This is a genomic window from Ruegeria sp. HKCCD6604 (genome assembly GCF_013110635.1).
Taxonomy (GTDB): domain Bacteria; phylum Pseudomonadota; class Alphaproteobacteria; order Rhodobacterales; family Rhodobacteraceae; genus Ruegeria.
Window position 1 is genome coordinate 1086123 of the sequence record NZ_WVQW01000001.1, and the last position, 20043, is coordinate 1106165.

Genomic DNA, 20043 nt, shown 5'->3' on the forward strand with positions numbered 1-20043 from the left:
GGACATGCGGCGGCGGCGGGCAACTTTTTTCACTTTCAGGTTGTGCACCAAACAGAAGGGAAGTCAAACAGCTTGTTTTCGTTGCAATCTCTCGGGCAGACCATTGGCCCAGGCGCTGATCGTACCGGCCCCGAGACAGACGACGATATCGCCCGGGCGGGCCTGCTCGCGCACAAGCCGCTCAAGATCGTTTTCGTCAAACAGCGCGCGGGCGTGGCGGTGGCCGTGACGGATCAGGCCCTGCACCAGATCGTCGCGCGATGCGCCTTCGATCGGGTCCTCTCCGGCAGCGAAGATATCGGCGATGGCCACGACGTCGGCGTCATTGAAGCAGGTGCAGAAATCGTCAAACAGGTTGGACAGGCGCGAGTAGCGGTGCGGCTGGTGCACGGCGATCACGCGGCCTTCGGTCGCCTGTCGCGCGGCCTTCAGGACTGCGGTGATTTCAACGGGGTGGTGGCCATAGTCGTCGATGATGGTGACACCGTCGACTTCTCCGACCTTGGTAAACCTGCGATTGACGCCACCGAAATTGGCCAGCGCCTCACGGATTTCCGCGGCTTTCATGCCCAAATGGCGGGCAACAGCAACGGCGCTGAGCGCATTGGAGACATTGTGGTCGCCCGGCATCGGCAGCGTGCAACCTTCGATCACCGTGTCTTCGTATTGCAGGTGAATGTCGAAATGCGCGACGCCGCCTTTGTAGGTCAGGTTCTCGGCCCGCACGTCAGCCTGCGCGTTGAAGCCATAGGTGCGCACGCGGCGGTCGGTGATACGGCCCACGAGGGCCTGCACTTCGGCATGGTCGGTGCAGCAGACGGCCAGCCCGTAGAAGGGCAGGTTCGAGACGAATTCGTGGAACCCATCCCGCAGGGTGTCGAAATCGCCCCAATGCTCCATATGCTCGGGGTCGATATTGGTGACGATGGCGATCGTTGCAGGCAGTCGGTTGAACGAACCGTCGGACTCGTCCGCCTCGACAACCATCCATTCGCCCTGCCCCATCCGCGCGTTCGAGCCATAGGCGTGGATAATGCCGCCATTGATCACGGTCGGGTCGAAATCGCCGGCGACCATCAGCTCGGCCATCATCGTGGTCGTGGTGGTTTTGCCGTGGGTTCCGGCAATCGCGATGTTTGACCGCAGGCGCATCAGTTCGGCCAGCATATCCGCCCGGCGAACCACCGGCAGGCCCTGCGCACGCGCCTCATCCAGTTCCGGGTTGCCCGGTTTGATCGCGGTCGAAACCACCACAACCGCCGCCCCTTCGAGGTTTTCGGCCTTTTGCCCCACGAAAATCTCGGCCCCCAGCGATGCCAGCCGGTCGGTGATCTTCGACGCTTTCAGGTCCGACCCCTGCACCCGGTATCCAAGGTTCAACAGCACCTCGGCAATGCCCGACATCCCGATCCCGCCGATCCCGACGAAATGGATCGGCCCCACGTCCTGCGGCAGTTTGGTTGCTGGATTCATGTGGTCTCCTTCTGCGCCAGCTGCTCGACCAGGACGACCAAACGCTCGGTTGCGTCGGGTGCCCCGACCGACAAGGCGGCATGGGCCATCTTCTGTGCGGCTTCGGGGTTGGTCAGAACCGTCGTCATTTGCTCTGTCAGCGCGGCAACGTCAAGCGCATTTTCGGGGATCATGATTGCCCCGCCTGCTTGCACAAGCCCGCGTGCGTTGGCGGTCTGGTGGTCCCCTGCCGCGGCAGCAAAGGGGATCAGGATCGACGGCCGGCCGATGACCGAAATATCGGCAACACTTGACGCACCCGAGCGTGAGATGACCAGTTGCGCATCCGACATGCGACGCGGCACATCGTCGAAAAAGGGCTGAACGTCCGCGCGGATGCCGTGTTCGTTGTAGAAGGCTGTGACGCGCTCGCCGTCCTCGTCCCGGGCCTGATGTGCCACGCGGATGTGAGCGCGGATTTCTTCGGGCAGTGCGGCGATGGCACCGGGCACCACATCGCTGAGGATGCGCGCGCCTTGCGACCCGCCCATGACAAGGACCGACATCGGATAATCACCCGGCGGAATGTAACCGGCCGCAGCGCGGTCCAGAACGGCGGACCGGACCGGGTTGCCGGTGTGGATGCCATGTGCGCCCTCGGGCAGGTCCGTGGGCCACACACCGCAGGCCACCTGCGCGACGCGGGTGGCGAACAACTGGTTCACACGCCCCAGCACCCCGTTCTGTTCGTGGATCATGCGGGGGATTTTGAGCATGGTCGCAGCGCTCAGCGCCGGGATCGAGGGATACCCGCCGAAACCCACAACGACGTCGGGCTTGTCCCGCATCATCTGGAACACCATGGCAGCCACGCCACCGGCTATCTTGGGGCCGGCCATGGCCTTGGCCGCCAGACCGCCACGCGCGAATGTAGCCGATGATGCCTCGACAATCTCGGTCGAGTGCGGGAAACCACCGGTATAGCGGGCGCCGCGCGGGTCGGTAGACAGGCGCACGCGCCAGCCCTTGTTCAGCATCGCCTCGGCCAGCGCCTGAGCCGGGAACATGTGCCCCCCGGTCCCGCCAGCAGCAATCAACAGGTATGGAGTCCCCATTATCCTCGTCCGCGCAGAATTTCGCCAAGCTCGCCCTGTGGGCGGGTTCGGGTGAAGGCCAGCAGCATTCCGATCGCAATACCCCCTGCAATCAGGGATGAGCCGCCATAGCTGACAAAAGGCAGCGTCATGCCCTTCGCGGGCAACAGACGAACCGCAACACCCATGTTGATCATCGCCTGCACGCCGAACATGCAGGCCAGACCGGTGCCCGCCAGACGGATGAACATGTCGCGTTCCCGCATCAGGCGCAGCAACGAACGTACCACGACCAACGAATAAAGCGCGATGATGATCAGCACCAGGATCAGGCCGTATTCCTCGGCCGCGACCGCGATGATGAAATCGGTATGCGCGTCCGGCAGCGACCACTTGACCTGCCCCTCACCCACGCCGACGCCGAACAGCCCCCCTTCGCGGATGGCGTTGGTGGCATAGCCCAACTGGGTGGTCGGATCGACCTCTTGATTCAGAAAGCCATCGATACGGCGGGCAAAGTGTTCAGAATTGGAATAGGCGAACATACCGCCCAGAACAACAAACCCGGCCATTCCGACCAGCAGCAGCATCGGCGCCCCGGCGACAAAATACATCACCCCCCAGCCGAACAGGATCAGGCAGGCCTGGCCGAAATCAGGTTGCATCACCAGCATGCCGACAATCGCCATGCACAGGGCAAATGACCAGATCCGCCCGGGCGGGCCGTTGATCTCTTGTGAGGCCGCCAGCAGCCATGCAGCAACGACGATGAAGCCGGGCTTCAGAAACTCGGACGGCTGAAGCGAGGCGAACCCCAGCGAATACCAGCGCACCGCGCCCTTGCCGAAATCGGTCCCGAACACGGGCAGGAAAACCAGTGCCACGAAGGCCCCCAGGAAACCCAGCACCGCCAAACGGCGCACCAGCGTCGGCGACATCATCGAGGTCAGCAGCATCGCAATCAGCGCCAATCCGCCGAAGATGGCCTGACGTTCGACATAATGGAACGGATCGAACCCGTTTCGCCCGGCCAGCGGCGGCGAAGACGCCAGCCCCAGCAACAGACCGATGGCAAACAGGATCAGAACGCAGGACATCGTCCAGCGATCGATTGTGCGCCACCATTTCGGTAGAATCGGTTCTCCGCGCTGGTCCTGGACCGCGCCATACACCATCTCAGTCATGAGATACCGCCACTCTCTGCCTCGTCAACGCCCCGTTTTCGGGGTCTGGTTGAGACTCTACAGGGATTTTTGTGTTTGGGCTAGTAGGATGAAGCCACAAGGCATAAATCGACCTTCCAGGCCCAAAGCACCCCCGGCTGCACGTGGCGGCCTGTGGTTATTGCAGCTTTGGACACGCCGCTCAGCGGAGTGGCGCGCGTTGATCCACAAGGCGGGTTGCTATGCGTTATTCCTTGATCGCATATCGGTCGGGTTCCTCAAACACGTCAATGACACGAGACCCCGCCTTGATGGTCCCTCCGTGCGCGACTCCACTTGGGATCGAGTAGCTGTCGCCGGGGCGGTAGATGCGGGTCTGGCCACCGATCGTGAGTTCAATTTCACCCTCAACCACCGTCCCCCATTGGGCACCATGCGAATGCAGGGGAAGCTCCATGTCTTTGAGAAAAGTGAAGAAAGCGACCAGCCCTGCATCTGATCGAATGACGGCCGTCTGCACCACATCTTCAGGAAAAGGCACATCCAGTTTTGGAAATGACGAAATAAATTCGGGGAATTGCATTCAGAGTTCCTTTTGCCAGTTTGTCTTGTCAAAACATCTTTGCGGTATGGCCACAGAATGTCAGTGCGCTGAAACTCTGGCAATCGCCCTGTCAGCCGACCTGAGATTTGCGAGAACGCGGCGAGCGCGCGCCGCGCGACTTCGGCATGGGCTCTTGCCATCTTGTTTAATCCACGCCATCCCCCGCGCATGACCTACGACACGATCATCCTTGGGGCCGGGGCTGCCGGCATGATGTGTGCGGCCCATTGCGGGGGGCGCGTGCTGGTGATTGACCACGCCAAGGCACCCGGCGAGAAAATCCGCATCTCGGGCGGGGGGCGCTGCAATTTCACCAACATCCATGCCGGGCCGGGCAACTTCCTGTCGCGAAACCCGCATTTCTGCAAATCCGCCCTTGCACGGTACACGCAATGGGATTTCATCGATCTGGTCGGACGTCACAACATCGCCTGGCATGAAAAAACCCTGGGCCAGTTGTTCTGCGATGGCTCTTCGAAACAGATCATCCGGATGATGCTGGATGAAATGAGCGGTGCAGGAGCAGAGCTGTGGATACAAACCTCGTTGCGCGATCTGCGCAAGACCGAAAGCGGCTTTGCACTGGAGGTGGAGTGTGACGGGCAAAGGCAGCATCTGACCTGCACCAATCTGGTGCTGGCAACGGGCGGGAAATCGATTCCCAAGATGGGCGCAACCGGGCTGGCCTATGACATCGCGCGCCAATTTGGGTTGCGGATGACCGAGACGCGGGCGGCGCTGGTGCCGTTCACCTTTTCGGATGGGCGGTTCAGGGACCTGTCCGGCGTTTCACTGCCCGTGCGACTGTCGAATGATCGCGCCAGCTTCGACGAGGCGCTGCTGTTCACCCATCGCGGTCTCAGCGGGCCGTCGGTGTTGCAGCTGTCGTCATACTGGCGCGAAGGTGAGGCAATCCGGGTGAACCTGATCCCCGACCTTCCCCTGCTGGATCTGTTGCGCGCACAGCGGCAAAGCGCGGGTCGCAAGGCGCTGACCACTGAACTGGCGCGGCATCTGCCGGCCCGGCTGGTCGATTATCTGTGCCGGGTCATTCCGATGTCCGGGAAGCTGGCGGATCAGTCGGACGCGAAACTGGCCGAGCTGACCTCGGCCCTGTCTGCGTGGCAACTGGTGCCGTCGGGGACCGAAGGGTATCGCACCGCCGAAGTCACCTTGGGCGGGATCGACACGGATGACTTGTCCTCGAAAACGATGGAGGCCAAGGATGTCCCCGGCCTCTATGCAATTGGTGAAGCGGTGGATGTCACCGGCTGGTTGGGCGGCTACAACTTCCAGTGGGCATGGTCGTCAGGCCATGCCGCAGGTGTTGCAATTGCCGCCGGGCGTTAGCCTACGACGTTGTAGCCGCGCCCGCGCATGCAGTTGCGCACGATCACTTCTTTGTTCTGGTTTTTATTGATGACGTCTGCGCCAGCGCCAACCAAGGCACCTGCCACGGCCGCGCGACCAAGATTGTCGCTGCTGTCCTGAACGATCCCGGTAACGGCCGCGGCACCCGCTGCGCCAATTGCTGCATTCCCGGCGGTAGAGCCATCAACGCTGCTCTGCGATGCCGCCAGTTGTTGGCATTGCTGTAGGTCCACGTTGTAGTTCGGACCGACCGGGCCGTCCACGATGGGCTGATAGTTGGCGCCCGTGTTGGTACAGGCCCCCGCAACAAGAATGGCAGGCAGGATCAGAGAAAGTCTACGAAATGGCATAGTCATAACCTCGTGTTGAATCTGGAGGCAGGCAAAACCAATAGTGATGCCGCGTCAAGCTGATAGCATCCAAGCTTGGCCCAGCCGGCGGTGTATTGCAAATGGCTATTCTGCCAGCCTGCGCCTGACTTGCGTTGCAAAGTCATCGCCGCGCTGTTCGAAATTGTCATATTGGTCGAAACTGGCAGCAGCCGGGGCCAGCAGCACAGTGTCGCCTGCCTCCGCATCTTCCATGGCCTGCGCCACGGCGGCCTCCATCGTCGTACAGACCTGCGTATCAGCCTCGAGCTGCATCGCAAAACTCGCGGCTTCGCGTCCGATGACATATGCCTTGATGACCTCGCCCGTCGCCGTGTTCAGGGCTGATATGCCGCCCTCTTTCTCAAGACCGCCGCAAATCCATCGGATCTTTTTGAACGCCATAAGCGCTTTCAGGGCGCTGTCGACATTGGTCGCCTTGGAGTCGTTGACATAGGTAACCCCATCGGCCTCGGCGATGATCTGGCTGCGATGCGGCAGGCCCGGATAGGAATGCAGCGCATCTTCGATCACGCGCGGCGCAAGGCCCAGCGACCGGCAGGCCGCGTAGGCCGCGCAGGCATTCTGGTGGTTGTGTGCACCGGGCAAACCTTTGATCGCGCGCAGGTCGATAGACCCCGCCTGCCGCCCCTTGCGGTATTCCGACAGGAACCCTTTGCGCGCAAAGACCTGCCAGCCCGGCCCGGTCAGCTTCCGCGCCACCGAGATACGGATCACCCGGTCATCCGATGGCCCTTCGGCCAGTTGTCCGGCCAAAAACGCACCTTCGGTTTCGTCGACGCCAATGATCGCACGGTCAGGACCGCCTTCGGCAAAGAGGCGCCGCTTGGCCGCGAAATATCCCCCCATGCCGCCGTGGCGGTCCAGATGATCGGGCGACAGATTGGTGAACACCGCCACATCGGGGGTCAGAGCGCGGGCCAGCTCAGTCTGATAGCTGGAAAGCTCCAGCACCACGACCGAACCATCACCGCCCGGATCGATATCCAGAACACCGCGCCCGATATTGCCCGCCAACTGCGCCTCGCGACCGGCCTCGGTCAGGATATGATGGATCAAAGCGGCAGTCGTCGATTTGCCGTTCGAGCCTGTCACCGCAATCACGCGCGGAGGCGTGTCGTAGTTGTTCCATTCCGGTCCGGCAAAGGAGCGGAAGAACAGGCCGATGTCATTGTCCACCGGCACGCCTGCATCCAAGGCTGCCGCCACCACGGGGTTCGGTTCAGGATAGAGATGCGGAATGCCCGGTGAAACGATCAGCGAGGCAATGCCGTCAAATGCCCCATGCTTGCGCAGGTCGGCGCAGGTGAAGCCTTCTTCTTCGGCGGTTTCACGGGCTGCCGGATTGTCATCCCAGCACACCGTTTCCGCCCCGCCCGTACGCAGCGCACGTGCAGTGGCCAGACCGGACCGGCCCAGCCCCAGAACGGCCACTTTCTGTCCTGAAAAGCCTTTGACCGGGATCATCGCAGCACAACCGGTAAAACGACCGCCCCACACCAAAGTGCCACCCCAGCTAAAATCAGCATGCCGACGATAACCCCCAATCGTAGTGGGTCATTAACACCAGCTCTGCTATCGATTATTGAGACGGCATTCCTAATTATTGCTTTCTTCTCTTCGTCATTCGAAGTCAGAACCTGCCTGACTACAAAGAGTCGAGAAACGGCTACAACCTGTTTCAAAAAAAGGAAAAGCACGATTAATACCGTAACAACCAAAATGTATTTGGAGTAAAAACTAGGGCTGTTTGCTGCTTCATAAAGACGCCGAGCCAAATCGGCCAAAAGAGCGCAGAAAGCAAATGTCTCGACCGCCAACCATCCAAGAGAGATGGGTTTAACTTGGTTTTCCAAGGACGTGGCTTCTACAACCCAGTTTGATAACCGTTGCCCAAACACTACCAATTTCTTCATCGTTACCTTACTTTGAGCGTCGCCAGACCGATCATCGCCAGGATCAGCGAGATGATCCAGAAGCGGATCACGATGGTCGGCTCGGCCCAGCCTTTTTTCTCATAGTGGTGATGGATCGGGGCCATCAGGAAGATCCGTTTGCCGGTGCGCTTGAAGTAGAGGACCTGAATGATCACGCTCAGCGCCTCGACCACGAACAGGCCGCCGACCACGGCCAGAACCAGCTCGTGCTTGGTGGCCACGGCGATGGCACCCAGCGCGCCGCCCAGGGCCAGCGATCCGGTGTCACCCATGAACACTGCCGCCGGAGGAGCGTTGTACCAGAGAAACCCGAGGCCGGCCCCGAACAACGCGGAGGTGAAGATGAAGATCTCACCGGTGCCTGGCACGTAATGCACATCGAGATATTCGGTAAAGTCGACCCGACCCACCGCATAGGCGATCACGCCCAGGGTCGAGGCTGCGATCATCGCTGGCATGATGGCCAGCCCGTCCAGACCGTCGGTCAGGTTCACCGCATTGGCGGCCCCCACGATCACGACAATCGCAAAGGGGATATAGAAGATGCCCAGATTGACCAGCGTGTCCTTGAAGACGGGTACAGCCAGTTGGTTCTGCAAGGCTTCGGGATGGTGCAACGTCGCCCAAAGCGATGCCAGCACGGCGATGATCACGCCCAACGCCAGGCGCATCCGGCCCGAGACCCCTTGCGTATTCTGTTTTGAAACCTTGGCATAGTCGTCCGCAAATCCGATGGCCGCATAAGACAAGGTCACAAAAAGAACCATCCAGACATACGGGTTGTCCAGCCGCGCCCAGACAAGGGTTGACGTGACCAAAGCTCCGACAATCAGCAACCCGCCCATCGTCGGCGTGCCTGCCTTGGAAAAATGCCCTTCGGGGCCGTCGTCACGGATCGGCTGGCCTTTGCCCTGTTTCTTGCGCAGCACGTTGATCAGGGGTTTTCCGAAGATGAATCCAAAGATCAGCGCGGTCATGAAGGCGCCGCCTGCGCGGAAGGTGATATACCGGAAGAGGTTCCAGAAATCCCCTCCGTCCGACAGAGCGGTCAACCAGTACAGCATGACAATACCTTTCTCACACGAGGCGCGCGGGCAAGTTCACCCATCAAGCGCGCCCCCTTGCCCCATTTTGCGCAGACCGTCAACAATCGCGGCCAACGCCATGCTGAGTGAGCCCTTGGCGAGCACCGTGTCTCCATCCCGGATCAAGGCAGGCAGATGTTCCGCCATTTGCGCACTGGTTGCGAACCAGAGCCCACGTTTCTTCTCGGGCAGCGCGTGGTGCATCGCCTGCATCAACGGCCCGATGCAATGAACCTGATCCACCCGCGCCATCGCCTCGATATCCGCCATGGCGGCATGCATGGCCTCTTCCTGGGCGCCCAGTTCCTTCATGTCACCCAGAAACGCAATGCGGCGGGTGCCTTTGGAGGCGGCCAAGACATCCAGCGCAGCCTCCATCGAGGTCGGGTTGGCGTTGTAGCTGTCATCCAAAAGCTCGATCTGCCCACCCCCTGACAATGGCAAGCTTTCGCGTACCCCACGCCCCTTGACGGGTGACCACGCTGGCAGGCCCGCGATGGCCTGATCCAGATCGACCCCCAATTCGACGCAGGCCGCCAAAGCGCCAAGCGCGTTCATCGCGAAATGCGTGCCGGCGGAGTTCACCTCGAATTGAATCACCTGATCACCGACCAGTGCCCTGGCCTTCACTGCGTTGGACTCGGGTTGAACATCGGTCAACCGGTAATCCGCCGCGCTGCGCCCAAAATCAACAATCCCCGCCCCATGCGCCTGCGCTGTCTGGTGCAGGATGTCCGCGTGGTCGATATCTGCATTGACGATCGCAGCCCCGCCAGGTTCAAGCCCCTCAAAGATCGCCGCTTTTTCCCGGGCAATACCAGCCACCGACTCGAAAGCCTCCAGATGCACCGCCGCCACGGTCGTCACCAGCGCCACATGCGGGCGGGCCTGTTCGGCGAGCGGGGCAATTTCACAGGGATGATTCATGCCGATCTCGATCACCGCAAATTCCGTATCGCGAGGCATCCGCGCAAGGGTCAGGGGCACGCCCCAATGGTTGTTGTAACTGGCGACGCTGGCGTGTGTTTTCCCTTGGGTTTCCAGAATTGTCGCCAGCATTTCCTTGGTCGATGTTTTACCCACACTGCCTGTCACGCCGACCACGCGCGCATCCGTTCGGGCCCGTGCTGCTTTCCCCAGGGCCTCTAGCCCCGCCTGCACGTCTTTGACGATCAGCAGAGGAGCCGCGTCCGGTACATCGTCCGGAACACGGGAAACCAGTGCGGCGCCCGCTCCTTTTTCCAGCGCCTGTGCGACGAAATCATGCCCGTCCCGCGCCGCTTTCAGCGCCACGAACAGATCGCCGGGCCGAAGGGTGCGGGTGTCGATGGATACGCCATTTGCGGTCCAGTCGGTCGTCGCCTGACCGCCCGTCGCCGCGGCCGCTTCGGATGCAGTCCAGAGCGTCATGCGACCCTCCCGTCCAGCGCTGCAACGGAAATGCTGGCCTGTTCCACATCGTCGAAGGGCAGAACCTGATCCCCCACGATCTGACCGGTTTCATGCCCCTTTCCGGCGATCAGCAGCGCATCACCGGGTTGCAGCGCATCGATGCCGCGCAGGATGGCCTCGGCGCGGTCGCCGACTTCGGTCACGCTGGCGTCACCTGCTGCCTCTGACGCGCCTGCCATTACGGCCGCGCGGATGACTGCGGGATCTTCGCTGCGCGGGTTGTCATCGGTGACAAAGACCACGTCTGCATGGTTGGCTGCCGCCCTACCCATCAAGGGGCGTTTGCTGGCGTCGCGATCCCCGCCCGCACCGATAACGGCAATCAGACGGCCCATCACATGCGGGCGCAGCGCCTTGAGTGCCGTGGCAACAGCATCAGGCGTGTGGGCATAATCCACAAACACCGCCGCTCCATTGTCACGCGTGGCTGCCAGTTGCATCCGCCCGCGAACCGTCGTCAGATGGGGCAGAGTTTCGAACACGCTTTCAGGGCTGTCCCCGGCAGCAATCACCAGCCCACAGGCCAGCAGGATGTTTTCGGCCTGGAACCCGCCGATCAGGTTCAGGCGGGTCTGGAACGTTCGGCCCTGCCACGCAAAGCGCAGGTCTTGCCCCGTGGCGTCGAACCGTTGGTTGATCAGACACAGGTCGGCATCGCCCAGCCCCACCGACAGCACCGACTGGCCGCGCATCTCGGCGATCCGCCGGACCTGGGCTCCTTTCGGATCGCTCAGGTTGACGACGGCCGTTCCATCCTGCGGCAAAACCCGGTCGAACAGACCGGCCTTTGCGTTGAAATAGGCCTCGAAGGTTTCGTGGTAATCCAGATGGTCCTGCGTGAAGTTCGAGAAACCGGCGGCAGTCAGGTGAACGCCATCAAGGCGGCGCTGTTCAAGGCCGTGGGACGAAGCCTCCATAGCGGCATGGGTCACGCCGTTCTCGGCCGCCTCGGCCAGACAGCGGTGCAAGGTGATCGGCTCGGGCGTGGTATGGGCCAGTGGCGCTGTCCACGCACCTTCAACCCCGGTGGTGCCGAGGTTGACGGCGGCGTGACCAAGCGCGGACCAGATCTGCCGGACGAAGGTGGAAACAGATGTTTTGCCGTTCGTTCCCGTGACGGCCACGATGGTTTGCGGCTGCGCGCCGAACCACAGCGCCGCGGCACCGGCCAGCGCCTGACGCGGGTCTTCCACCACGGCCAGCGCTGCGTCCGAAGCTGCCAGTTCGGCCTCGGCGATCTCTGCCCCTTCGGCATCGGTCAGGATTGCAGCGGCCCCCATGCGCAGGGCAAACTGAATGAACTCTGCCCCATGAACGCGGGACCCGGGCAGCGCGGCAAACAGGAAGCCCTCTTTCACCTCGCGGCTGTCAACGGCCAGACCAGTGATATCCGGGTTTGCGCCCTCTCTTGCGGTCAGGGCCAGCTGGCTGAGTTTCTTCGTCCTTGTGCCCATGACCCACCTCTTGCCGGACAGCCTAGTTTGAGGTCAGCGTTATAGCAGCGCCCGCCTCAGGCTCAAGCCGGGGACGCAACCCCAACAACGGTGCGACGCGTCCGATCAGTTCGGCGGCAACAGGCACGGCGGTCCAACCGGCCGTGCGGCGTTTTTCACCGTAGGCCACGATCGAAGGTTCGTCCAACGTCACGATCAGAACGTATTGCGGATCGTAGGCCGGGAAGATCGTCGCGAAGGTGGCAATGACCTTGTCATCATAGTACCCGCCGCGCGGTTTGGGCTTGTCGGCCGTACCGGTCTTGCCCGCCACGTCATAGCCCTTGACCTCGGCGAAACTGGCGGTGCCGTCCGTTACCACTTTGCGCAGCATCTTTTGCGCCTGCCGTGCAGTGTTCTGCGACATGACACGAGGCCCGTATTGCGGGCCGTTCTGGCGCAGAATGGTCGGGCTGACGTAATGCCCGCCATTGGCAATCGCTGCGTATCCCGCGGCCAGATGCATCGGGCTGGTCGACAGGCCATGGCCATAAGAAATTGTCACGGTGCTGAGCTCGCCCCATTTCTTCGGTTTCAGCGGCACACCGCCCTTGGCCTCGACAATCTCGAATGGGGTCGGATCGAACATGCCAAGCGCGTCCAGAAACTCCTGCTGCCGTTTGGCCCCGATTTGCAAGGCCAGACGCCCCGTGCCTCGGTTCGAGCTGTGGACGATCACATCCGCCACGCTGATCTTGCCGTAATTCTTGCCGTTGAATTCGCCGATGGGAAAGCGGCCGATCTTCATCGGCCCGGACGTATCGATGATGGTGTTCGAATTCACCAACCCAAGTTCAACGGCCTGGGCAGCGGTGAAAATCTTGAAAACAGATCCCAGTTCATACACGCCTTGCACATAACGGTTGAACAGCGGGCTGTCCGAGGGGTCAAAGCCCGAGGTCGGCGGGCGCGGACGGTCATTCGGATCAAAAGAAGGCAGCGAAGCAGCGGAAATAACCTCGCCCGTATGCGCGTTCATCAGAACGGCCGAAGCCCCCTTGGCGTTCATGATCTTCATACCGCCGTAAAGAACCTGTTCAACTGCGGCTTGAATCGTCAGGTCCAGCGACAGTTGCAGCGGCTTGTTACCGTTGGCCGGATCGCGCAGATAATCGTCGAACTGCTTTTCCACACCAGCCACGCCGATCACTTCGGCGGCGCTGACGCCTTCACGACCAAAACCGGACCCGCCCAGGATATGAGCGGCCAGCCGCCCGTTGGGGTAAAGCCGCATTTCACGCGGACCGAACAGGATGCCGGGATCACCGATGTCGTGCACGGCCTGCTTCTGCTCGGGCGAAATGCGTTTCTTGATCCACAAAAATTTGCGGTTGCCGGTGAAGTCCTTGATCAGCCGCTCTTTTTCCAGATCAGGAAAAATCGCAACCAACTGCTCTGCAGCGGCAACGGGATCGATCATCAAAGGGGGCTGCGCGTAAACGGAATAGGTGTCCAGATTGGTGGCCAGTATGCGCCCTTCGCGATCGACGATGTTGGCGCGCTGCATGGCAATCGCTGCTCCCGGCGCGCTGGCCAGAGGCTCTTGTGCTTCCGAGGTCGCCAACATGCCCATGCGGAAGCCGACAATGGAAAAAGCGCAGAAGAAGAACAGGCCCAGTACCAGCAGACGCCCTTCGGCGCGGGCGCGGGCGCGATCTTTCATATCCTCGTGACGCTTGCGGATGTTCTCGCGCTCGATTGCCTTGGGGTTTTCGCCCCTGGCGCGGGCATCAAGGATTCGGGCCAGAGGGCGCAGAGGGGTGCGGGTCATGGAATTTGCACCTCGCCCAAAGCCTGAATGTCAGTGATGGCCTGCAATTCAATCGGATCAACGACGGGCAGGTCCGGGTCTTCGGCATAGGCGATCTGATCCGCGCGTCCGAACTGCTCGGCCCGCAACGGCAGCAGACCAAGGCGTTCAAAGTTCAGGTCGGCCAGTTCGCGCAGCCTGTCCGGGCGGTTCAGATAGGCCCATTCCGCGTTCAGAACGGCCAATCGCACCTGTGCCATTCCGATCTCGCGCTGCAAAGACTGGGTTTCCTTTACCACTTGCTGGGTCCGGTAGTTTTCCTGATAGGCCCACAACGCCAACCCGAACACGGACAGAGCAGTCAACACATACAAAACACTCTTCATCTTGCCCTTCCCCCCAGTTGCGGCATCCCGATGGCCCGCGCTTCAATTTCCCCTTCCGGAGCATCGGTTCGGATCGCCACGCGCAGTTTGGCCGAGCGCGCGCGCGGGTTTTCCTGCAATTCCTGTTCGTCAGGCCCCACCGCCTTGCGGGTCTTCAGTGTGAATTGCGGCTGTTCCTGTTCAATCTCGGGCGCATAGCGGTTCGCGCGCCCCGTCTTGCCCGCGCGGGACTGGAAAAACCGTTTCACCATTCGGTCTTCAATGGAGTGGAAAGTGACAACGGCCAGTTGCCCGCCGGGCTTCAAAGCACGTTCAGCGGCCATCAGCCCCTGAAACAGCTCTTCATATTCTGCATTCACGGCGATCCGCAGCCCTTGAAAGCTGCGCGTGGCCGGGTGGGATTGACCCGGTTTAGGACGCGGCAGGCAGGATTCGATGATCTCGGCCAGACGCAGGGTCGTGGTGATCGGCTCTTCCGCGCGCGCTTTGACGATCGCCCTGGCAATCCGGCGGCTGGCGCGCTCTTCACCATAGTGAAACAGAATGTCGGCCAGTTGCGCCTCGGTCGCGGTATTGACCAGATCGGCGGCGCTTTCGCCATCCTGGCTCATGCGCATGTCCAAAGGGCCATCCTTCATGAAGGAAAATCCACGGTCGGCCTGGTCCAGTTGCATCGAGGAAACGCCAAGGTCTAGAACAACGCCGTCCAGGTTCTGCGCATATTCATCCATACGAGAAAACACGCCGGGCTGCATCACCAGCCGGTTGCCGTAGGTACCCGCCCAGTCTGCCGCCATCTCAAAAGCCAGCGGGTCGCGATCCACGCCAATCACCTTGTCAGCGCCTGCCTCCAGCAATCCGCGGGTATACCCGCCTGCGCCGAAGGTGCCGTCCAGCCAGACGCCCGTGACCGGCGCCACCGCCGCCAAGAGCGGGCGCAGCAAGACAGGGATGTGAGGCGCGTCCGGTTTTGGGTGATCCGCGGCCGCCATGCCGTCACCCGCCCTCGACTTCATCGAGGAATTGCAAAGGATCAACATCGTCGCCAAGGCCGTCCAGCCATTCCTCGGTCGCCGCCAATTCTTCGGATTCGTAGGTCTCGGGCTTCCAGATCTGAAAAGTATCCCCGGCGGCGATAAAAAACGCCTCGCCCTCAAGGCCAATCTTCTTGCGCAGCTTTGCCGGCAGGACCAGCCGCCCGGTTTCGTCGACATTGGTCGGGAAGGACTGCCCGTGGAACAGGCGCTGCAACATCTTGCGCTTCATCGAACCGCGAGGCAGCGCGTCGATCTTGGCATCGACCTCGTCGATGGCCTGCATGGTATAGCATTCCAGGTATTTGCGGCGATGATCCCCGTAGACGATCACAAGCTCTGGATTGTCGCCGGGTTGCCAGTTGGGATCGGAGGATTCAAGCACGCGGCGAAACGAGGCCGGGATCGACACCCTGCCTTTCGCATCCACTTTATGGTGGCTTTCACCTCTAAACCTGCGCGCCAAGACGACTGTCCCTTTCGCTTGCGCCCCACTTGAAATTCGCGTTCCCCCCGGATGAAAAACGGCGGGTTGATCTGCTGCCACTGATCAACCCGCCGCATTGACCCGCTTTGCGGGATGTCCAGCTGCACGCGCCACCTGGGGGGATGTCTGCTCGCCCGCGCGCCGGATCTCTTGATTGATGAAAGCGAGATGCCTGTATGAAACCTGATTTTTTTTGGTCGGGGTCGTTTGGTGCCCCTGCTGCCTCGTCCTCATCGGATGTATTAGGGATGCCATGGGAATTCATGGAAATCAACAGGAATTTTGCGAACCGTGTTCCATGAATCACGCTTCAGGAACAATACTACCATGAAACTTGAACGCAATAACACCAACTATAGGCCAGAGCAACACAACACCCCCTAGATATAGATGACTTGAGGCTGAAATTTTTTTCCCACGATTTCCCAAAAAATGTAAAGAATTGCCGTTTTGATTGGAAAAACCCAGCATCCTTGGGCAGCGATCTCGCAGAATCATTCGCTTTTCGCGCGCAATTCCGACGGGACTTCGCCCCCGACAACCACATCGGCCCATGAAATCCCGTGGCGTTCAGGCAGTACGCCCTACGACCTGCGATACCGGTAAACTGGGCAACAGGGAATAGTTGAACCGCCGCGCTTTGCCTGGCGCTTCGGTCACACGCACGTCTAAAATCGTTTTATTGCGCACAAATTTCAGCCAACACCGCTCAATTAGAGGGCAAGCCGTGGGAAGGCCATGTTTCCGCTGTCACCCGTGACCCAAGGGAAGGCCCAATGTTTCAAGGCGCATTTCGAGTTGAAGGAAAAAACTGAACCAATCTATGCGCTTGCTGCATAGCAGCATTGACGACGCGACCTATTGTGCAATCGCAGCATTTGCCTATTTTCAACCTCAAGCAAGGGCCGAGCGTAATCGGCAAAGTAGATAAATACGGATGATGAGCATGGCAGTCGCAAGCACACATACAGCCTCGAAGAGCGCACCGGCGTTCGGAATCGCAACTTTGATCGAAAACGCAAAGGCGCGTTTTGCCCGCTATCGTATGTATCGCCAGACCGTCAATGAGCTGGCAGGACTGTCGGACCGTGAACTGGCCGATCTGGGCCTGCATCGGTCCATGATCCGTCGAGTGGCCATGCAGGCCGCCAATGATCACATTGCGCAATAAGCGCGCCACGAATACCGAGATCAGGCCCTTCCTCCTCCCTTAGGGTCTGTTATCAGCGGCAACGTCTCTCCTCCTCCCTGACGTTGCCGCACCAAATACCGGCCTCAACCCGCCGGATCCTGATACATCGAGGCTCTCCTCCTCCCTGCCTTGATGTTGAAAGCGCGCGGCGACGCCTTCCTCCTCCCTGACGTCGCCGCGTCTTCTCCATACCGGGCTCAAACCCGGGTTCGAATACATCGGGGCTCTCCTCCTCCCTGCTCTGATGTTGACAAGACGGCGGTTCCCCTTCCTCCTCCCTGGGAACCGCCGTTTTTTTGTTTTTCTGACATAGGTGTAAGATGGCCCTCTGATTTCTGATCCGGAGGAAACAATGGCCGCCTATTTCATCGCGCAGATCGACATCCACGACCCGGATGGGTATCAGGATTATCTGGCAGGTTTCATGCCGATCTTCGACCGTCACAAAGGCCGCCTGCTCACGGTCTCATCGAAACCGGTAGAACGGATCGAAGGCGATTGGCCGGAAGGTGGCATCGTGCTGATGGAGTTTCCGGACCTTGCCGCGGCGAAAGCCTGGAAAGACGACCCTGATTACATCGAGCTGGCGAAGATCCGGCAAGCCACCGCCTCGACCAATCTGGTTCTGGTCGAAGGGATATGACGCCTCAGAACGGGACGTCATCCTTGTTGGTCAGAAAACGTGAGACCACTTTCTTTGTGCCTGCCTTGTCGAACTCGACTTCGACCTTGTCGCCCTCGATCCCGACAACCGCGCCATAGCCGAATTTCTGGTGGAACACCCGTTCCCCCAGCGTGAAACTGGCCACTGCGGTCGCGTCGATCACCGTGTTGCGGGATTCGCGCGGCTGCGACATGCCGTATTGCCCCTGCCGCGCCTGCATCCGCCTCCAGCCCGGCGAGTTGTAGACATTCGCTTCGGCCGCACGGGTTTCAATGCCCGCAGCGGGCTGGCCGCCACCATAGAGACCCGGAGGCGTAAGGACCTCAACGTGATCTTCCGGCAATTCGTCGATGAACCGGGACGGCATGGAGTTCTGCCACTGCCCGAACACCCGCCGGTTGGCGGCAAAAGAAATGGTACACACTTCTTCGGCACGGGTGATGCCGACATAGGCCAGGCGCCGTTCTTCCTCGAGCCCCTTGAGCCCGGATTCGTCCATTGACCGCTGCGAGGGGAACAGCCCGTCTTCCCAGCCCGGCAGGAAGACGGCGGGAAACTCCAGCCCCTTGGCCGCGTGCAGGGTCATGATCGAAACCTTGGCGCCGTCGCTGTCCTGTTCGTTGTCCATGACCAGACTGACATGTTCCAGAAACCCTTGCAGGTTCTCGAAATTGTCCAGCTGGTTCACCAGTTCCTTGAGGTTTTCAAGGCGCCCCGGCGCTTCGGGTGTCTTGTCGTTCTGCCAGTGGGCGGTATAGCCGGATTCGTCGAGAATGATCTGCGCAAGTTCGATATGCGTATGCTCGGGTGCGCCGAACCGCATGAGCGAACCGTCATCGATCACCGAATCGTCGTCCACCTCGATCCGTGGCCCACGCGTCATCGCATTCCAACGCGCCAGACCGTCGATCAGTTCGCGCAGCGCCTTGCCTCCCTTGCCCTTGATCAGCACGTTGTCGACCGCAATCCGAGCCCCTTCGACCAGTGACACCCCATTTTCGCGCGCGGTCATCTGGATGGTTTGCTGCGCCTTGTCACCCAGGCCGCGTTTCGGCGTGTTTACGATTCTCTCAAACGCAAGATCATCCTCGGGGCTGACCACCAGCCGGAAATAGGCCATGGCATCGCGAATCTCCATCCGCTCATAAAAGCGCGGGCCGCCGATCACCTTGTAGGGCAGACCGATGGTCAGAAACCTGTCTTCGAAGGCGCGCATCTGGTGGCTGGCGCGCACGAGGATAGCGATCTCATCAAGGTTCATCGGGCGAATACCGCGCGTACCGCCCTGCATCGCGTCGATTTCCTCGCCGATCCAGCGGGCCTCTTCCTCGCCATCCCAATGGCCGATCAGATTGACCTTGTGGCCTTCCTCGGCTTCGGTCCACAGCTCTTTGCCCAGGCGGTTTTCATTGCCGCGAATGACGTTCGACGCAGCCGCCAGAATATGCGGGGTCGAGCGGTAGTTCTGTTCCAGCCGCACCACATACGCGCCGGGAAAGTCCTTTTCGAACCGCAGGATGTTGCCCACCTCGGCCCCGCGCCAGCCATAGATCGACTGATCGTCATCGCCGACGCAGCAGATGTTCTTGTGCCCGCCCGCCAGCAGCCGCAGCCACAGATATTGGGCGATGTTGGTGTCCTGATACTCGTCCACCAGGATATAGCGGAACCAGCGCTGGTATTGCTCCAGCACATCCTGATGGCCCTGGAAGATCGTAACCATGTGCAGAAGCAGATCGCCGAAATCCACCGCATTCAATTCGCGCAGGCGGGTCTGATATTGGGCATACAACTCAATGCCCTTGCTGTCATAAGCCCCGGCATCGGCGGCTGGCACCTTGTCGGGCGTCAGCGCACGGTTCTTCCAATCGTCGATGATTCCCAGCAACATCCGCGCAGGCCAGCGTTTGTCGTCGATATTTGCGGCCTGCACCAACTGCTTGAGCAGGCGCAACTGGTCGTCGGTATCCAGAATGGTGAAGTTCGATTTCAAATCGACCAGTTCCGCATGGCGGCGCAGCAGTTTGACGCAGATCGAATGAAAGGTACCCAGCCATGGCATCCCCTCAGCAGGCTGCCCCAACAGGCGGCCCACCCGTTCCTTCATCTCGCGCGCGGCCTTGTTGGTGAAGGTTACCGACAGAATCTCATTCGGACGTGCGCGCGCAGTGTTGAGAAGATGCGCGATCCGGGTGGTCAGAGCCTTGGTCTTGCCCGTCCCGGCACCTGCCAGCATCAGAACCGGTCCGTCCAGACGCTCGACCGCGTCCCGTTGCGCCGGGTTCAGCTCATCCAGATAGGGCGAAGGGCGCACGGCCATGGCCCGCGCCGACAGCGATGCGCCCTCGAAGGCGTCCATTTCGTCAAAACTGCTCATAGCCCCAAACTACGCCGGATAAGCGCGAAGGGAAAGGGTTTGTTCACGGCTTGTTCACAGACTTTTCGCACTTCTTTTTACATTCAATTCTCAACAAACACGCCACCGCCCCG

At 60.5% G+C, this 20043-nt stretch carries 18 protein-coding genes; 3 read left to right on the forward strand and 15 right to left on the reverse strand.

The genetic code is table 11. The annotated features are described in order from the left end of the window. Window positions 1–63: 63 nt before the first annotated feature. From murC to GS614_RS05400, 4 genes are all read right to left on the reverse strand, one after another. Window positions 64–1473, reverse strand: a complete 1410-nt coding sequence (murC, locus tag GS614_RS05385) for a UDP-N-acetylmuramate--L-alanine ligase (protein ID WP_171725673.1) — start codon at window positions 1471–1473, stop codon at window positions 64–66. Beyond that, entirely contained in the window at window positions 1470–2567 is a 1098-nt protein-coding gene (locus GS614_RS05390; protein ID WP_171725674.1) for a UDP-N-acetylglucosamine--N-acetylmuramyl-(pentapeptide) pyrophosphoryl-undecaprenol N-acetylglucosamine transferase, read from the reverse strand. Before GS614_RS05390 ends, murC begins: the two co-directional genes overlap by 4 nt. Beyond that, window positions 2567–3730: a putative lipid II flippase FtsW gene (ftsW, locus tag GS614_RS05395; RefSeq protein WP_152458661.1), complete on the reverse strand. Its 1164-nt coding sequence runs from the start codon at window positions 3728–3730 to the stop codon at window positions 2567–2569. The genes GS614_RS05390 and ftsW overlap by 1 nt, the downstream gene beginning before the upstream one ends. Window positions 3731–3956: 226 nt before the next feature. Beyond that, on the reverse strand, window positions 3957–4292 hold the full coding sequence (locus tag GS614_RS05400) for a cupin domain-containing protein (RefSeq protein WP_171231257.1): 336 nt from the start codon (window positions 4290–4292) through the stop codon (window positions 3957–3959). Window positions 4293–4481: 189 nt separating this feature from the next. Between GS614_RS05400 and GS614_RS05405 the strand changes: the two genes are divergently transcribed. Next, a complete protein-coding gene (locus GS614_RS05405; RefSeq protein WP_171725675.1) occupies window positions 4482–5663 on the forward strand; it encodes an NAD(P)/FAD-dependent oxidoreductase in 1182 nt (393 codons plus the stop codon). Here GS614_RS05405 and GS614_RS05410 read toward each other — a convergent pair. From GS614_RS05410 to mraZ, 10 genes are all read right to left on the reverse strand, one after another. Next, window positions 5660–6034 (reverse strand): glycine zipper family protein, encoded by a 375-nt coding sequence (locus tag GS614_RS05410; RefSeq protein WP_245217959.1) that lies wholly within the window; start codon window positions 6032–6034, stop codon window positions 5660–5662. The two genes, GS614_RS05405 and GS614_RS05410, sit on opposite strands and share 4 nt — an antisense overlap. 105 nt (window positions 6035–6139) lie before the next feature. Next, complete coding sequence (murD, locus tag GS614_RS05415; RefSeq protein ID WP_171725676.1) at window positions 6140–7540, reverse strand: UDP-N-acetylmuramoyl-L-alanine--D-glutamate ligase; 1401 nt, start codon at window positions 7538–7540, stop codon at window positions 6140–6142. Next, window positions 7537–7989 (reverse strand): hypothetical protein, encoded by a 453-nt coding sequence (locus tag GS614_RS05420; protein WP_171725677.1) that lies wholly within the window; start codon window positions 7987–7989, stop codon window positions 7537–7539. The genes murD and GS614_RS05420 overlap by 4 nt, the downstream gene beginning before the upstream one ends. Before the next feature lie 2 nt (window positions 7990–7991). Further along, the gene (gene mraY, locus GS614_RS05425; protein WP_171725678.1) at window positions 7992–9074 is read right to left on the reverse strand and encodes a phospho-N-acetylmuramoyl-pentapeptide-transferase; all 1083 of its coding nucleotides are present in this window, start codon (window positions 9072–9074) and stop codon (window positions 7992–7994) included. Between the two features lie 36 nt (window positions 9075–9110). Then, window positions 9111–10505, reverse strand: a complete 1395-nt coding sequence (murF, locus tag GS614_RS05430; RefSeq protein ID WP_171725679.1) for a UDP-N-acetylmuramoyl-tripeptide--D-alanyl-D-alanine ligase — start codon at window positions 10503–10505, stop codon at window positions 9111–9113. Continuing rightward, window positions 10502–12001: a UDP-N-acetylmuramoyl-L-alanyl-D-glutamate--2,6-diaminopimelate ligase gene (locus tag GS614_RS05435; RefSeq protein WP_171227895.1), complete on the reverse strand. Its 1500-nt coding sequence runs from the start codon at window positions 11999–12001 to the stop codon at window positions 10502–10504. The genes murF and GS614_RS05435 overlap by 4 nt, the downstream gene beginning before the upstream one ends. A 22-nt stretch (window positions 12002–12023) precedes the next feature. Then, a complete protein-coding gene (locus tag GS614_RS05440; RefSeq protein WP_171167208.1) occupies window positions 12024–13811 on the reverse strand; it encodes a penicillin-binding protein 2 in 1788 nt (595 codons plus the stop codon). Further along, complete coding sequence (locus tag GS614_RS05445; protein ID WP_152458671.1) at window positions 13808–14176, reverse strand: cell division protein FtsL; 369 nt, start codon at window positions 14174–14176, stop codon at window positions 13808–13810. Before GS614_RS05445 ends, GS614_RS05440 begins: the two co-directional genes overlap by 4 nt. After that, window positions 14173–15168: a 16S rRNA (cytosine(1402)-N(4))-methyltransferase RsmH gene (gene rsmH, locus GS614_RS05450; protein ID WP_171725942.1), complete on the reverse strand. Its 996-nt coding sequence runs from the start codon at window positions 15166–15168 to the stop codon at window positions 14173–14175. The genes GS614_RS05445 and rsmH overlap by 4 nt, the downstream gene beginning before the upstream one ends. A gap of 4 nt (window positions 15169–15172) precedes the next feature. Next, the gene (gene mraZ, locus GS614_RS05455) at window positions 15173–15676 is read right to left on the reverse strand and encodes a division/cell wall cluster transcriptional repressor MraZ (RefSeq protein WP_152458672.1); all 504 of its coding nucleotides are present in this window, start codon (window positions 15674–15676) and stop codon (window positions 15173–15175) included. A gap of 967 nt (window positions 15677–16643) precedes the next feature. Between mraZ and GS614_RS05460 the strand changes: the two genes are divergently transcribed. Together GS614_RS05460 and GS614_RS05465 are read left to right on the forward strand one after the other, a co-directional pair. Next, window positions 16644–16868, forward strand: a complete 225-nt coding sequence (locus GS614_RS05460; RefSeq protein ID WP_152458673.1) for a DUF1127 domain-containing protein — start codon at window positions 16644–16646, stop codon at window positions 16866–16868. A gap of 373 nt (window positions 16869–17241) precedes the next feature. Then, window positions 17242–17532, forward strand: coding sequence for a DUF1330 domain-containing protein (locus tag GS614_RS05465; RefSeq protein WP_171205412.1), 291 nt, complete (start codon window positions 17242–17244; stop codon window positions 17530–17532). Window positions 17533–17536: 4 nt separating this feature from the next. Here the strand turns inward: GS614_RS05465 and GS614_RS05470 are convergent, their stop codons facing one another. Further along, the gene (locus tag GS614_RS05470; RefSeq protein ID WP_171362483.1) at window positions 17537–19930 is read right to left on the reverse strand and encodes an ATP-dependent helicase; all 2394 of its coding nucleotides are present in this window, start codon (window positions 19928–19930) and stop codon (window positions 17537–17539) included. Between the last annotated feature and the right edge of the window lie 113 nt (window positions 19931–20043).

Coding starts and splice junctions, on each gene's coding strand:
- murC (WP_171725673.1), bottom strand. CDS start 1,473: ATGAATCCAGCAACCAAACTGCCGCAGGACGTGGGGCCGATCCATTTC.
- GS614_RS05390 (WP_171725674.1), bottom strand. CDS start 2,567: ATGGGGACTCCATACCTGTTGATTGCTGCTGGCGGGACCGGGGGGCAC.
- ftsW (WP_152458661.1), bottom strand. CDS start 3,730: ATGACTGAGATGGTGTATGGCGCGGTCCAGGACCAGCGCGGAGAACCG.
- GS614_RS05400 (WP_171231257.1), bottom strand. CDS start 4,292: ATGCAATTCCCCGAATTTATTTCGTCATTTCCAAAACTGGATGTGCCT.
- GS614_RS05405 (WP_171725675.1), top strand. CDS start 4,482: ATGACCTACGACACGATCATCCTTGGGGCCGGGGCTGCCGGCATGATG.
- GS614_RS05410 (WP_245217959.1), bottom strand. CDS start 6,034: ATGCCATTTCGTAGACTTTCTCTGATCCTGCCTGCCATTCTTGTTGCG.
- murD (WP_171725676.1), bottom strand. CDS start 7,540: ATGATCCCGGTCAAAGGCTTTTCAGGACAGAAAGTGGCCGTTCTGGGG.
- GS614_RS05420 (WP_171725677.1), bottom strand. CDS start 7,989: ATGAAGAAATTGGTAGTGTTTGGGCAACGGTTATCAAACTGGGTTGTA.
- mraY (WP_171725678.1), bottom strand. CDS start 9,074: ATGCTGTACTGGTTGACCGCTCTGTCGGACGGAGGGGATTTCTGGAAC.
- murF (WP_171725679.1), bottom strand. CDS start 10,505: ATGACGCTCTGGACTGCATCCGAAGCGGCCGCGGCGACGGGCGGTCAG.
- GS614_RS05435 (WP_171227895.1), bottom strand. CDS start 12,001: ATGGGCACAAGGACGAAGAAACTCAGCCAGCTGGCCCTGACCGCAAGA.
- GS614_RS05440 (WP_171167208.1), bottom strand. CDS start 13,811: ATGACCCGCACCCCTCTGCGCCCTCTGGCCCGAATCCTTGATGCCCGC.
- GS614_RS05445 (WP_152458671.1), bottom strand. CDS start 14,176: ATGAAGAGTGTTTTGTATGTGTTGACTGCTCTGTCCGTGTTCGGGTTG.
- rsmH (WP_171725942.1), bottom strand. CDS start 15,168: ATGGCGGCCGCGGATCACCCAAAACCGGACGCGCCTCACATCCCTGTC.
- GS614_RS05460 (WP_152458673.1), top strand. CDS start 16,644: ATGGCAGTCGCAAGCACACATACAGCCTCGAAGAGCGCACCGGCGTTC.
- GS614_RS05465 (WP_171205412.1), top strand. CDS start 17,242: ATGGCCGCCTATTTCATCGCGCAGATCGACATCCACGACCCGGATGGG.
- GS614_RS05470 (WP_171362483.1), bottom strand. CDS start 19,930: ATGAGCAGTTTTGACGAAATGGACGCCTTCGAGGGCGCATCGCTGTCG.